The 14,221-nt window shown below is 34.3% G+C and carries 16 protein-coding genes; 12 read left to right on the forward strand and 4 right to left on the reverse strand.

The features are described 5' to 3' along the window. Positions 1–22 precede the first annotated feature (22 nt). The 4 genes from BWGOE10_RS09370 (at position 23) to BWGOE10_RS09385 (ending at position 3,681) form a co-directional block, all read left to right on the forward strand. Entirely contained in the window at positions 23–1,027 is a 1,005-nt protein-coding gene (locus tag BWGOE10_RS09370) for a DUF6005 family protein (protein WP_070141926.1), read from the forward strand. Positions 1,028–1,041: 14 nt separating this feature from the next. Further along, positions 1,042–1,884 carry a sugar phosphate isomerase/epimerase family protein gene (locus BWGOE10_RS09375; RefSeq protein WP_070141927.1) on the forward strand — a complete coding sequence of 281 codons (843 nt, stop codon included), beginning with the start codon at positions 1,042–1,044 and terminating at the stop codon, positions 1,882–1,884. Between the two features lie 122 nt (positions 1,885–2,006). Continuing rightward, on the forward strand, positions 2,007–2,213 hold the full coding sequence (locus tag BWGOE10_RS09380; protein ID WP_000113539.1) for an alpha/beta-type small acid-soluble spore protein: 207 nt from the start codon (positions 2,007–2,009) through the stop codon (positions 2,211–2,213). A 214-nt stretch (positions 2,214–2,427) separates the two neighbouring features. Next, entirely contained in the window at positions 2,428–3,681 is a 1,254-nt protein-coding gene (locus BWGOE10_RS09385) for an MFS transporter (RefSeq protein WP_070141929.1), read from the forward strand. Positions 3,682–3,729: 48 nt separating this feature from the next. On the opposite strand, the gene BWGOE10_RS09390 is transcribed toward BWGOE10_RS09385, so the two are convergent. Then, positions 3,730–4,347 carry a LysE/ArgO family amino acid transporter gene (locus tag BWGOE10_RS09390; RefSeq protein WP_070141931.1) on the reverse strand — a complete coding sequence of 206 codons (618 nt, stop codon included), beginning with the start codon at positions 4,345–4,347 and terminating at the stop codon, positions 3,730–3,732. Positions 4,348–4,469: 122 nt separating this feature from the next. Between BWGOE10_RS09390 and BWGOE10_RS09395 the strand changes: the two genes are divergently transcribed. Continuing rightward, positions 4,470–5,912, forward strand: a complete 1,443-nt coding sequence (locus tag BWGOE10_RS09395; RefSeq protein WP_070141933.1) for a PLP-dependent aminotransferase family protein — start codon at positions 4,470–4,472, stop codon at positions 5,910–5,912. A 12-nt stretch (positions 5,913–5,924) separates the two neighbouring features. After that, positions 5,925–6,092 (forward strand): DUF3933 family protein, encoded by a 168-nt coding sequence (locus BWGOE10_RS09400; protein WP_000816387.1) that lies wholly within the window; start codon positions 5,925–5,927, stop codon positions 6,090–6,092. A 95-nt stretch (positions 6,093–6,187) separates the two neighbouring features. Here the strand turns inward: BWGOE10_RS09400 and BWGOE10_RS09405 are convergent, their stop codons facing one another. Next, the gene (locus tag BWGOE10_RS09405) at positions 6,188–7,153 is read right to left on the reverse strand and encodes a patatin-like phospholipase family protein (RefSeq protein WP_070141935.1); all 966 of its coding nucleotides are present in this window, start codon (positions 7,151–7,153) and stop codon (positions 6,188–6,190) included. A gap of 87 nt (positions 7,154–7,240) precedes the next feature. Beyond that, positions 7,241–7,399, reverse strand: a complete 159-nt coding sequence (locus tag BWGOE10_RS09410) for a YjcZ family sporulation protein (protein WP_002118476.1) — start codon at positions 7,397–7,399, stop codon at positions 7,241–7,243. Between the two features lie 223 nt (positions 7,400–7,622). Here BWGOE10_RS09410 and BWGOE10_RS09415 point away from each other — a divergent pair, with 223 nt between their 5' ends. The 4 genes from BWGOE10_RS09415 to BWGOE10_RS09430 all read left to right on the forward strand — a co-directional run bounded on the left by BWGOE10_RS09415 (position 7,623) and on the right by BWGOE10_RS09430 (position 10,474). Next, on the forward strand, positions 7,623–8,375 hold the full coding sequence (locus tag BWGOE10_RS09415) for a YwqG family protein (RefSeq protein ID WP_070141937.1): 753 nt from the start codon (positions 7,623–7,625) through the stop codon (positions 8,373–8,375). Between the two features lie 145 nt (positions 8,376–8,520). After that, entirely contained in the window at positions 8,521–9,681 is a 1,161-nt protein-coding gene (locus BWGOE10_RS09420; protein ID WP_070141939.1) for a transglutaminase domain-containing protein, read from the forward strand. Between the two features lie 103 nt (positions 9,682–9,784). Continuing rightward, positions 9,785–9,982 (forward strand): DUF4083 domain-containing protein, encoded by a 198-nt coding sequence (locus tag BWGOE10_RS09425; RefSeq protein WP_070141940.1) that lies wholly within the window; start codon positions 9,785–9,787, stop codon positions 9,980–9,982. Positions 9,983–10,012: 30 nt separating this feature from the next. Continuing rightward, a complete protein-coding gene (locus BWGOE10_RS09430) occupies positions 10,013–10,474 on the forward strand; it encodes an NUDIX hydrolase (protein ID WP_070141942.1) in 462 nt (153 codons plus the stop codon). A gap of 44 nt (positions 10,475–10,518) precedes the next feature. Here the strand turns inward: BWGOE10_RS09430 and nadE are convergent, their stop codons facing one another. Further along, positions 10,519–11,337, reverse strand: a complete 819-nt coding sequence (nadE, locus tag BWGOE10_RS09435) for an ammonia-dependent NAD(+) synthetase (protein ID WP_070141944.1) — start codon at positions 11,335–11,337, stop codon at positions 10,519–10,521. A gap of 265 nt (positions 11,338–11,602) precedes the next feature. On the opposite strand from nadE, the gene BWGOE10_RS09440 reads away from it, so the two are divergent. Together BWGOE10_RS09440 and BWGOE10_RS09445 are read left to right on the forward strand one after the other, a co-directional pair. Further along, the gene (locus BWGOE10_RS09440; protein WP_070141946.1) at positions 11,603–13,483 is read left to right on the forward strand and encodes an ABC transporter permease; all 1,881 of its coding nucleotides are present in this window, start codon (positions 11,603–11,605) and stop codon (positions 13,481–13,483) included. A 119-nt stretch (positions 13,484–13,602) separates the two neighbouring features. Next, the gene (locus BWGOE10_RS09445) at positions 13,603–13,890 is read left to right on the forward strand and encodes an AbrB/MazE/SpoVT family DNA-binding domain-containing protein (RefSeq protein WP_000648281.1); all 288 of its coding nucleotides are present in this window, start codon (positions 13,603–13,605) and stop codon (positions 13,888–13,890) included. The last annotated feature ends 331 nt before the right edge of the window (positions 13,891–14,221 follow it).

The following is a 14,221-nucleotide window of genomic DNA, read 5'->3' on the forward strand; positions in this document are numbered from 1 at the left end:
CTTTAGGAAAGTGGATGAGAGTATGACTTCAATTAAAGTTCACTGTTTAGTGAGTTGTTTTTGTGAAATTATAAAAAGGCGTAGCGATATAGATTACCGTCCATTTTATTTCGGATTATGGGATGGAGATTTTGATATAACAGAAGGCGGGATTATTTCTTATCATTCCGAAAACATTAACCATGATAACTACTTACTCTGGTATGAAAAATTGTATGGTATTAAAGTGAACGAATGGTACGATCATTCAAAAGATAAAAGTAGCAATGTAGAAACATTTTTAGAATTAGTAGAAAATAAGCCTGAAAATCGTTACGTAATTGTAATGGTTGATATGTCTTTATTGCCTGAGAGAGAAAATAAGTTTCATCAAAAACCGTTTCCACATTACTTAATGATATCGAAGACAGAGAAAGAAGAGGAATGGTTCATGCTTGATCCTGATTTTCGCTGGGAAGGGAATATGGAAAGAGAAAAAGTGCTCCATTCTGTTAAAGACAACCCATTTGGTGGAGGCTATTTCATTGATATAGAAGGAATTCAGGAGCCAACACAAGAGATGGTAGAAAGTTATTTCATGGAAACATTCAAAAAAGATGATAATGAACTAACAATGGAATTAAAAAAATTAATAATAAAAATGGTAAATGAAGAGGATGGGTATTCACTTTCCGGGCTCGTAACGGCAGTAAAGCAAATACCCGTATTGGCAATACGTAAATATAGCTATGAGCATGCCTTTGCATACTTCCGTGAAACTTTACAATATTCGGAGCAAGAATTTGAGTATTGGTGTGATCGAGTGGAAGACATTGTACAAGGATTTACAAATGTACAGTACCGCGCAATCAAAATGGCAATGACAAAAAATAAAGATATGTTATTACCAATTGTTGAGAAGCTTGATGAAATGAATACAATTGAACTGCAACTTAAGGATGAATTAGAGAGACAGTTTCTGTCATGGAAAGATATGAAAACAAATCAGTCTGTCTTAACTAATACAAGTTCATTGAATTTAAGATAAGGGAGCTCAAACCAATGAAATATTCGCTATGTACAATTTCATTTCGACATCAACTAATTTCATTTACTGATATTGTTCAATTTGCATATGAAAACGGTTTTGAAGGAATTGAGTTGTGGGGGACCCATGCACAAAATTTATATATGCAAGAGCGTGAAACGACAGAACGAGAAATAGATTATTTAAAGGATAAAAATTTAGAGGTCACGATGATAAGTGATTACTTGGACATATCATTATTAGCAGATTTTCAAAAAACGATGGAAAAATGTGAACAGCTGGTAACACTAGCTAATTGGTTTAATACAAATAAAATTCGTACGTTTGCTGGGCAAAAAGGTAGTGAGGATTTCTCGGAACAAGAGAGAAAAGAGTATGTGAAGCGAATTCGCATGATTTGTGATCTATTTGCTCAGCACAATATGTATATACTATTAGAAACACATCCAAATACGTTAACGGATACTTTACCGTCTACTTTGAAATTGTTAGAAGAAGTAAATCATCCATATTTAAAAATAAACCTAGATTTTCTTCATATTTGGGAGTCTGGTGCAGACCCGGTAGATAGTTTCCAGCGACTAAAGCCGTGGATACAACATTACCATTTTAAGAATATATCATCAGCGGAGTATTTACACGTGTTTGAACCAAATAATGTATATGCCGCTGCTGGAAGTCGTATAGGAATGGTCCCATTATTTGAAGGTATAGTAAATTATGATGAAATCATCCAGGAAGTGAGCGATACTGAACATTTTGCTTCACTTGAATGGTTTGGACATAATGCGAAAGATATATTAAAAGAAGAAATGAGAGCATTAACAAATAGAAAATTAGAAGTAGTAACCTCATAAGATGAAATGATGTAAGGGTCTCGTTTAAGAGACTCTTTTTTTACGGAATAAATAACCAAAAATTACCATGTATTTAATTTCGGATTTGATGCAATTTAATATATATAAGGAGGTGATCGGTAATGGCTAGAAATCGTAACGCTAATCAATTAGCATCACATGGAGCACAAGCAGCTCTAGATCAAATGAAATATGAAATTGCACAAGAGTTTGGTGTACAGCTTGGAGCTGATACTTCTTCACGTGCAAACGGTTCTGTAGGCGGTGAAATTACAAAACGCCTTGTAGCGATGGCAGAACAACAGCTTGGTGGCGGATATACTCGCTAAATGTAGAAGGTTGTAGGAGAAAGGAAGGATTCTTCCTTTCTTTTTTATTTTCAATTAATTGGTATGGATATATTGTGAACAGGATTCAAAGAATAGGAGTAATGCTATATTTTACCCAATTTCTTTTGTTGTAAATGGAGTGTAGTAAAGATGAAATAGCCCTGGTGGAATGTAAACATAATTTCCAGCAGGGCTATTATATGGTAAGAAATATATGATGAAAGGTTCCGAAATCAACATGTTAAAAAAAGAAAACTGTTGTTTAATTGCACTTGCATCAGTTCCACTTGTTATGACGTTAGGTAATTCAATGCTTATTCCAATCCTGCCAACCATTGAAAAGAAATTACATATTTCATCTTTCCAAGTATCCATGATTATTACAATTTATTCTATCATTGCAATTATACTTATACCGATTGCTGGTTATTTATCAGATAGATGGGGACGAAAGATGGTAATGGTTCCAAGTTTATTAATTGCAGCTATTGGGGGAGCGATAACGGGCTGGGTATCATGGAAAGTTGATAATCCTTACGTTTGGATTCTTATCGGAAGAGCAATTCAAGGGATAGGTGCTGCTGGTGCTATGCCAGTTGTCATACCATGTGTAGGTGATTTATACAAAGATGAAAAACAGGTTAGTGCAGGTTTAGGAATCATTGAGACGTCAAATACATTTGGAAAAGTATTGAGTCCCATATTAGGATCAGCTCTTGCAGCTATTGTATGGTTCTTACCATTTTGGGCGATTCCAGTTTTATGTTTAATATCGATTGTTTTACTACTGGTACTAGTAAAGGCGAAGAAACAAGAAGAAGAAGTCCCACCACTTAAAGAATTTATTCAATCTATTATCTCTACGTTTCGAGAAAAGGGAAGATGGTTAATTGCCATTTTTATACTAGGTGCAATTATTATGCTTATTTTATTCGGAATACTTTTTTATCTGTCAACTATACTGGAGTCGAAGTACGACATTCATGGTATATGGAAAGGGTGTGTACTCGCTATTCCTTTACTTGTACTATCAATTAGCTCATATATGGCTGGTAAAAAAATTGGAGATAAACAAGATATTATGAAAAAGTGTATTTATATTGGTTTTTTACTGGCTGCTGTATCTGTCTTCTTACCTTTATTCCTAAAAGGAATCTATTTGCTACTTCTTTGTCTCGTTATTATGGGGATAGGAATTGGTATTGCGTTACCGTGTTTAGATGCTCTTATTACACAAGGGATTGAAAAAGAGCAGAGGGGGACAGTTACGTCATTTTATAGTTCAATGCGATTTATCGGTGTAGCAGCTGGACCACCCCTTTATTCTTTTTTTATGAAAGGATCGGACCATGAAGTATTTTATTTAACAAGCATCTTCGCTGCTATTGGTGCTGTCATAGCAATTATTTGGATTAAACCAGCAAAAGATAAAATGATGGTAAAACAGAAACCGGAACCAACTTCATAATGCGAAAGAGAATTGCATGCTAATTACATAACATGCAATTCTCTTTAATTAGTTAGGAAAAATAACTTGTTTTAACATATAAAGTGCGACTCCCCATATGATTAGCCCTGAAAATTTATTTAATACTATAATCGTTTTTCCTGTCGAGTCAAATCCTTTTAGAAATTTTCCAGCAAAAGCTAAACTAATAAACCAAATCCAAGAAACTATAATTGTTGCAAAAGTGAAAGCCCATTTCTCACTTCCTATGTACTGTATAGAGTTTGTTCCGATTACACCAATTGTGTCTAAAATTGCGTGTGGATTTAGTAATGAAACCGATGCGGCGAAAATAATTTGATTTTTTAAAGGCATGCTTTTGTCTTGTTTTATATCATTTGAAGGATCGCTTCTCCAAATAACCAAGCCCATATACATAAGAAAGAAAAATCCAATCATATACAAGGTGGTTGTTAACCAAGAGAAAGTTAGGAGGACAAGGGAGACACCTTGTACAGCAATTAATATTAATAATGTATCACATATAGATGCAGTCAAGACTACAGGAGCAGCTCGCCAAATATTTGGTTGACTAGCGCCTTGGTTAAAGACGAAAACATTTTGGACACCTAATGGAATGATAAGACCAAATGCAAGGATGATACCGTGAATAATTGCTTCACTCATTATATTACCTCCTACTTAATGTGATTAATTATGCTAGTCTATATTGTATAGAAGAAATGAAAATTTGTATCCATCCATATGGTTGGATAGGTTACCAACCATAAAGTATGTGAGGTGAGATAATGGAAAGGCTCGTTTGGAAACCTAATATGTCTTCGTCTATTCCTTTATATAAACAAATAGAATCTTATATAAAAGAAAGAATTGTTAATGGGGAATGGACAGTTGGAACTAAATTACCTTCACAAAGAGATTTGGCGCATACGTTTGAAGTGAATCGAAGTACAATTGTAATGGCTTTCGATGAATTAGTAGCAAAAGGGTATATTGAGGGGAATGGCCGGAAGGGAACAATTGTTATAAATAATAGTGAGAGTACTTCTACATATGCCCCGCCTCCAAACTGGCAGTCTTATGTAGAAACAGGACTTCATTATCCGAATCTTCCTGCTGTACAAGAGATTAATCAAGCTGAATTTACTCCCAATGTAATTCGATTAGGAACAGGTGAACTTTCACCGAGTCTCTTGCCTGAGAAAAAGATGAAGGGTATTATTAATAAAATTTTACAATCAAATGTTACACTTGGGTATGAGGAACCGAAAGGGAATCTCCATTTAAGAGAAAAAATTGCGGAATATTTAAAAGGGCATGGGGTATATGTATCTCCTGACTCTATTTTAATTGTTTCGGGAGCAATCCAAGCACTCCAACTTATTTCTATGGGACTTCTTCCGAAAGGAGCGTCAATTTTATTAGAAAAACCATCATATTTATATTCGCTTAATGTATTTCAATCGGCAGGAATGCGCTTGATTGGAATACCAATGAATGAGAATGGTATAAATACTTCCTATATCACAAAATATAAGAAACAATTTAACGCATCAATTTTATATACAATCCCATCTTTTCATAATCCGACCAATTTTAGTATGAACGCTAAGAAGAGGGAAGAAGTGATGGAGATATGTAATGAAATTGGATTACCTATTATTGAGGACGCGGTATATCAAGATTTATGGTTCGATGCACCAGTTTCAAAGCCTTTAAAGGCATATGATAATAATGGGATCGTGCTACATATTGGAAGTATGTCCAAAGTCATTAGTCCTGGTTTAAGAATTGGATGGGTTGTTGGATCAGAATCAGTTATTCAAAGATTAGCAGATATAAAAATGCAAACTGATTATGGTTCAAGTTCTATATCCCAACAGATTGCAGCGGAGTGGTTTGAAAATGGATTGTATAATGAACATTTACAGTTTGTAAGAAGTGAATTGAAAAAACGTAGAGATTTTATGATAAGTATGTTAGAAAAGTATTGTAGTGGCATTGCAACTTGGCATGAGCCAGTAGGAAGCTTTTACATTTGGCTACATATAAATCTACCAATTTCGAATCGTAGTTTATTTGACAAAGCTTTACAAGAAAAGGTGTTATTAAACCCAGGCACTTTGTATGATAGAAGTGCTAACCAATTTTTACGTCTTTCTTATTCCTATGCAACTGTAGAAGAAATTGAAGTTGGAATAAAAAAGATCGCGCAATTAATTAAAGGGTAAAAGGAGAAAAACATGAAACAATATGTGATTTGCCAAATGATTGATGGAGATAAGTATTTAGCTGCTTATGCGGAAACAAAACAGGATGCAATTGAAAAAGCAGAATTATTAGGGTTAAGAACTGGAAATCGTTACATAGTAATTACCGCAGAAGAAGCAGAGGGGTTAACTTATCCTTAAACAATAGGAGAGTACATAAGAAGTAAATAAGCCTAATAATGTACTATATTATTAGGCTTATTTACTATTAAAGTGTGACAGGGAAAATAATATAATTATGAGTCAAGTTGACGGAAATACCGATTTGTTTTTCGATCCTGATTTCCGTCTCTATACTTATCAACATATTGCCTGAAGTTCCAGGATTGTAAAAACTTATTAGCTGCATTATAACCAGAGTTATAGAGCCATTCTTTCTCTTCTTTAGTTAGTTGAAAATTAGTACTGGTAATGGTTCCTGTTGGAATTGTAATAGTTCTAGCCTTTGATTCTTTATCTAAATGACGTAAATCATGAGCTTGCATCATCGTTTTAAATAGTCCTTTGAACATGGAAATAGGTTCTTCATAGTGGGCGGGATCAGCTTGAATCTCATCTTTTACAAAATGAAATCCAAAGGTAGGCCAGCGAGGAGAAGTCGGTGAATCGAAAATCCAAATTGGGTAATTACTTAAAATACCGCCGTCAACCATATAACAAGGTTGTTTCCATTTTGGTGTTCTCCATTTCACTGGTTCGAAGAAGAAAGGAATGGTTCCACTCATTCTTACTGCTTTAGCGATAGAGAAGCGATAATTTAAAAATCCGTAGTTTGGCAAGTCATCGGGAAAAACAACCATTTTACCATTGCTTATATCTGAAGCGATAATTTTGAGTTTATTCAAATCGGGTAAGTCTGTAAACAAATGAATTCCTTTTTTTCTAAGCAGGTCTTCTAGCCATTCTTCGAGAAATACATTTGAATAAATACCTAGAGTAGACCAAGCGCTTAATCCTTTACCAATAAAGGGGATTCTATCAAGAAAAGTTTTTTTAGTGAATTTTTCATAATCAATGTCTGTTACAATAGTTTTTAATTCGGAACAAGAATATCCAGCTGCTAGAAGAGCTGCAATAATAGCACCGGCTGATGTTCCAGCTAAACGTTCCCATTCATAACCTTTTTCGGCTAACGCGCAAATTGCCCCTACATGAGCAATTCCGCGTACACCGCCTCCCTCGAAAACACCATCAATCTTCATTAAACATACTTCCTTTCAGATGGAGAATTTGAAAATGGCAAAAAAGCACGTATTGTACGCGCTTTTTTACAATAGTTTTTAAGTTTACTAGCAGCCGAATCCGCCGCCCCAACAGCTAGCTCCGATGATGATTAGAAGGATAAATAAAACGATTAATAAAGCGAAACCTCCATAACCACAACCACCGCAACTACCGCCGTAACCGTAACCACCGCCGTAACCACCGCAACTATATCCGTAACCCATGTGGAATTCCTCCTTATATTAAAAGTGAAAATGAACGAGGGAAAGTATACTGTAAGAAATTATGAGATATCATGTTTGTAGGAACAATGTATACTATGCTCTTTTAAACTTGTTCGCGTACGAGGGATAAGCCCGTTTTTTTGAAGGCTTGTTGATTTTACGATGAATGGAGTATAATCTTTGTGCTATGATACAAATAAGTATGTAAATGTAAGGAGAATTTATGGATAAAAAAATTGAAGTGTTAATTGATAAATATGGACTGACACATTTAAAAGAGGAGCTTATTAATACTGTATTTCCTTGTGTAAAAGTTGTGCCAAAACAACAGGAAACAATTGCGATAGGCAGTTCGAAAATGGGCGGAGTTCCTGATTTGCCGGATTCATTTGAATATCCAACATACAAAGGAAGTCCTCTATACTTTATCGCACAATTTAATTTAAGTGATTTACAAAACGTTGGCATGGATCATAATCTTCCTAAGAAAGGGATGTTATATTTCTTTAGTATTGAAAATTACTTTGAAGAAGATGTGGATCCAACCAAAGCTGGACGTGTGCTTTATTATGATATCCCTGTAGAGCAATTACGTAGAGCAGATGAAATACAAGCGAAATATAACCAGTGTGCAATTACTTTTGAACTGACATATAAATTACCAGAGCTTTTCATTGAAGATGAGGCTGATTCAGATCGTTTCTTGCAATTACTTGAAGAGCTAATCCCAGACAACTATGATAATCATCAAATGTTTGGAGAACCATTCTCTGTACAAGATGAGGTATTGTACGAGACTGGACAATATATGGGGATAGAGCCACAGCAAATGACGCTTTTATTCCAAATTGATTCAGATCATAAAAATTGTAATATGGTTTGGGGAGAATTAGGAATGCTATATTTCTGTATTAGTAATGAAGATTTGAAAAATCGACGTTTTGAAAATACATGCTGTGTATTACAAACTTGTTAATGAAGAAGGTTGTTCTTGTAAAAAGAACAACCTTTTTACAATGTTAAATATGCATAATCTCATATGACCTATTTTGAAAAGTATTGTATACTCTAAAACTATACGATACTTTTTCGTATAGTTATAGAATGTAAGGAGTGACAAGATGGGAAAGACAACTAAATATGTGACAGCTGCCGCACTTTGTTCAACTATAGTAATGGGCGGCTTACACGCGTCATCTGTATCTTATGCAACTACGAAATCGACTGTAGTTACTACACAATCAGATGCTAAATTATTAAATGATTTTCGAAAAGAATTAAAAAAACATATTGATAATCGAGATGAAAATATTACAATCGCATATAAAACAAAAGATAGAAATGCTAGAGATGTTATGGACCAATTATACAAAGAATATAATAAAATTGTAGATGCTGATGAGTATGTAAAATATAATGTAGCGTCTACTAAATATTCTATAAAAGGGATGCCTGGGAATTATACATTTACATTACAAGTGAAGTATCGTGAATCAAAAGAGCAAACACAGTATGTAAAGTCTCAGGCGAAAGCAATTGTAAATTCTATCATTAAACAAGGCATGGATGAACATGAAAAAGTGAAAGCTATTCATGATTATGTTGTGAAACAAGTATCATATGATACGTCTTATCAAGCATATACAGCGTATGAAGCGTTAGCGAATCGTTCTGCCGTTTGCCAAGGATATACATTGTTAACATATCAATTACTAAAAGAAGCAGGTATTCAAAATCATATTGTAACAGGTACAGAGAATGGACAAGCTCACGCATGGAATTTAGTGAACATTGATAACAAGTGGTACCACCTTGATACTACATTCGATGATCCAGTTCCTGATAAAGCTGGGCGCGTAACATATTCATATTTTAATATGTCTGATGAACAATTAAGCAAAGACCATGAATGGGATCGTAGTAAATATCCAGCGGCAACTACAAGTTACTTTGGCGAATTAACAAGCAAAATAAAAGCCGGTAGTTCAAAAACTGCTGTATATGAACAAATGTTAAAAGAAACAAATTTAAAGTATTTATCTGCACAATACGGAGCGGAAAATTACAATGAGTTTAAGAAAAAATTACAGCAACAATTTGCTTCCAAGCCAGAAAAAGTAGAAGTACGATATAAGCAGTCAATGGATGGAACGATGCAAGATATAAAGAAAGTATTAAATGAAATAACTTGGCCAAAAGGTGCCAAGCGTGTATCTTATCAAGTAGCACCATATAGTGCAATGGCAGATTATTCATTAGCGACAATTACATTTACGTATTAAGAAATGAAAAAGAGCACCTGTAAAAGGTGTTCTTTTTATTATGTATTGCTTCAAAAATCGGAATTGTATGATAAAATAAAAAGAGGAAGGATGTGGAATCTGAATGAATTTGTTCGAAAGTAATATATTTACATTGATATATACTTGTTTAGTAATCGGACTTATCGTTTTGTTTTTCATATCATTTACTCTGTTCATTAGAAGATTATTGCAAAACAGCGCTGCAAAAAAACAACACGTGATCAATATGAACCAGAAGCTAGATCGAATTATTGAATTGCTTGAAAAGGATAAGAAATAGCGATAGAAGATGTATGAAAAGGGGAAGAAGATGGCTAATTATATAAAAGAATTACGTGAAAAAGTAGGGCACGACTGTGTTTTCTTAAACTTTGCGGGTGGTTGTGTGTTGAATGAATATGGAGAAGTATTACTGCAAAAAAGAGGTGATTTTAACGCTTGGGGATTTCCTGGCGGTGCAATGGAAATCGGAGAATCTGCCGCAGAAACTGCGATTCGAGAAATAAAAGAAGAAACAGGTTATGATGTAGAAATTAATGAGCTTATCGGGGTGTATACAAAATATTTTCAAACATATCCAAATGGAGACAGAGCCCAGTCAATTGTGATAGTCTTTTCATGCTCAATTGCCGGAGGAGAGAAAAAAGTAGACGGTGATGAAACGTTGGATTTGAAGTTTTTCCCGTTAGACAAAATGCCGCCGTTATTTTGTAAACAACATGAAGATTGCTTGCAGGATTTATTAGAGAAAAGAGTAGGGGTATATCGTTAACGTATAAAAAAGAAGCTAAATGAGATTAGCTTCTTTTTTATGTTCTATTTCCACCAATCATCAAACATTGACGCTGGTACATGTCTTTTATGTTCACTCACTTTGTAACGCTTCTCGATCTTTTCAGCAACGTCAGCTGGAACGGATTTACCTTCTAAATAGTCATCTAATTGATCGTAAGTAATGCCTAGCTCTGTTTCATCAGCTTGACCTGGTTTTTCATCTAATAAATCAGCTGTTGGCATTTTTAAGTAAAGTCGCTCGTCCGCACCTAATTCTTGTAATAGAGCACGTCCTTGGCGTTTCGTTAATCCTGTTAATGGTAATAGGTCTGCACCACCATCTCCGAATTTTGTAAAGAATCCTGTTACAGCTTCAGCAGCATGATCAGTTCCGATAACAAGTAATCCTTGTTGTCCGCCAATGGCATATTGTGTAACCATGCGAATACGTGCTTTTACGTTTCCTTTATTGAAATCTGTTAATGATTCACCTAATAAGTTTTCATATTGATTTGAGAAGGAATCAACAGTTGAAGCGATATCAAAAGCAACAGATTGATCAGCTTGAATAAATTGTAATGCTAATTGTGCATCATCTTCATCTTTTTGTACTTTGTACGGAAGACGTACGGAGATAAATGTTGCGTTACCACCTTCATTACGAACTTCTTCGACTGCAAGCTGCGCTAAACGCCCTGCAAGTGTAGAGTCTTGTCCGCCGCTAATTCCAAGTACAAATCCTTTTGCACCTGTTTTTCTTACATAATCCTTTAAGAAATCAATTCGTTTACGAATTTCTACTTTCGGATCAATTACAGGCTGAACATGTAATGCTTTCATAATTTGTTCTTGTAATGTCATTATGTTTTCCTCCTATTCATATTAAAGCGGTAAATAAGTTTATATGTATATTGGTACATACTTCTATCCTTTATTATTTCGCAAAACTAACGAATATACAATAGGGTGCGTGTATGAATAGTTGCTATTATAAATAAACTGTTTTATATAAGCAATTGTTTAAAACCTTTCAATAATGTAAGGTTTTTGTCATTTGAATCGATGGAAGGTATTTCCGAACTTTACTAATATAAAAGCATAGTTAGTAGAAGGGCGGAGAAGTAGTATGAACATTAGAGAACTCGCATTTCGAAATGTAACGCGAAATAGACGAACATACTTAGCTTATTTTTTGAGTAGTGCATTTGCAATTATGGCCTTTTTTGTGTATTCATTTTTTGCGTTCCATCCGGCATTAAGTGCGGGAGAATTAGGACAGTACGTATTCGTAAGTATGTCTTTTGCACAGTCTATTATTTACTTATTTACATTCTTCTTTATTTTATATTCAATGGGAATGTTTTTGAAAACGAGAAAGCGTGAACTAGGAATTTTAATGATGCTAGGTATGACGAAATATCAATTGAAGCGTCTTATCTTCTTTGAAAATATCATGATTGGAATAGGGGCAATTATTTTTGGGGTTCTTTCAGGTATGTTATTTTCAGGGATATTAATTTTTGTAGCCCCGATGATTTTAAAATTTGATATTTCTTTATCCTATTACATACCGATGAAAGCGATTGTTGTAACGAGCATTATGTTTTTCGTATTATTTATGATCATTTCATTGTTCAGTGCAGGAATGGTTCGTAAAAATAAAATTATGAAATTGTTTAGAGGATCAGCAGAGGCGAAGCCAGAACCGAAGGCATCAATAATTTCTTCTATATTAGCAGTAGTATTGCTTAGTGCTGGTTATGCAGGAGCTCTTATGTCACATGGTGCAATGGTATTTGTAATGATGATTCCTGTTACAACGGTAGTCATTATTGGTACGTATTTGCTGTACAAGCAGTTGAGCGTCTTTATTATTCGATTATGTAAAAAAAGCAAACGTTTCTATTGGACACAGACAAATATTATTACGTTGTCAGATTTAGCGTACCGTATGAGAGATAACGCAAGAATGTTCTTTATTGTAACAATTATTTCAACAGTAGCATTTTCAGCAATAGGTACATTAGTTGGATTCGCTTCGATGACGAAAGAAATTATGGACAGACCAATTGCGTTTCACTATCATTCTAAGCAAGGGAATAGCAATGAGGCACAGCATCTGAAGATCATTGACGAGGGATTAAAGAAACATAATATAGCAGCTTCAAAAATAAATATTTCATCGAAGAAAACGGAAGAACAATCGCTAAGAAGTGCTATTTTTATAAAAGAATCGGATTATAAGGAGTATGCGAAGTTAACGGGGGAACCGTTTAATACTTTATCAGACAAAGAAGCCCTATTTCTGTCAGTAGAAATACCAGGGCCACCGATAAAGGAAAGAAAAGAAATTTCTTTCCAAAATGCCAATGAGCCCTTAAAGGTGAAAAAAGTTAATACTTCTTCATTAAGTAAGATACTTATGGGTAACGTGTATGTAATCTCTAGCAATCAATATGATTCATTACAAGATGGATTTAAAGAAGAAAAAGATTATATGTATAAAACAAAAGGAACGAAAGATGAAATTGAGGTTGGTAAAGAGCTTACGCATCAGATTAAGCCTTATCAAGAACATTCAACGTTTAGTGCAGAAGAGTACGATCAAAATCAAAGTTTACAAATCGCAGGACCCATTTTATTTGTAGGTTTCTTTATTGGTATTGTATTTTTCGTTTGTGCAGGAAGCTTCCTTTACTTCCGTTTATTTTCAGATTTGGAGGACGATACTCGTTTATTTGAAATGATTCGAAAAGTTGGATTGACGAGAGGGGAATTATTGAAAGTAGTCACAATCCGCTTAGCGCTTTTATTCTTCGTTCCAGTTGGAGTTGCAACATTACATGGGGCAGTAGCATTAACTGCGTTAGGACAAATGTTTGAGTACTCACTGTTTAAAGAGAATACGATTGTATTAAGTATTTTTGTAAGTATTCAAGTTTTGTATTTCGTCATTATACGAGCTCGTTATTTAAAACAATTGAAAGAAAGATTGAATATTCGTTAAATGTGTTTTTTTAACTTTTGTACTATATTTTCTAAAAAGAGTAAGGCATTACCAAATATATAGTGATAAAATGAAAATAGCGAGGTGAAAAAAATAATAGAGAGTAAGGGGGGAGTAACATGAAAGCAACAGGAATTATTCGAAAAGTAGATGAATTGGGACGGATAGTTATTCCTAAAGAATTACGAGATGTATTAGGAATACAAATCAAATCACCACTTGAAATTTTTGTAGAAGAAGACAAAGTTATTTTACAAAAATATCAACCTTACAATGCTTGTCAAATAACAGGTGATGTTTCAGATCAAAATATTTCATTAGCAAATGGAAACATTACTGTTAGTATAGAAGGCGCAAAACATGTAATAAAAGAAATTGAGCAGTTTTTGAAAAAGAGTGAGATTTAGTCTTAATTTATCCCGCATTAACGGCCAGTAAAACTCCCACCTCAAAGCTCGGCTGAAGCAAAGAAGTTAGGTGGGAGATCAACTGCCCGTAAACGCCCGATTGGTGAAGGCTAATAATCAGTGGGGGATGAACACCCCCCCACTGATTATAGTTTCACTTTATATTATTCTTTTGAAAAACTGAAAAATAAAAGGACCATTTAATGATATTATCCCCTTTAAGTAGACAGTGTAAAAAGACCATGTACATACATGGATGTTACACTATTACTTGGAGGGGATTTTTCATGACTAAAAAAGGTTCAATATTTATTACATATTTACAAGCAAT

Source organism: Bacillus mycoides (assembly GCF_001757995.1).
Classification (GTDB): domain Bacteria; phylum Bacillota; class Bacilli; order Bacillales; family Bacillaceae_G; genus Bacillus_A; species Bacillus_A mycoides_B.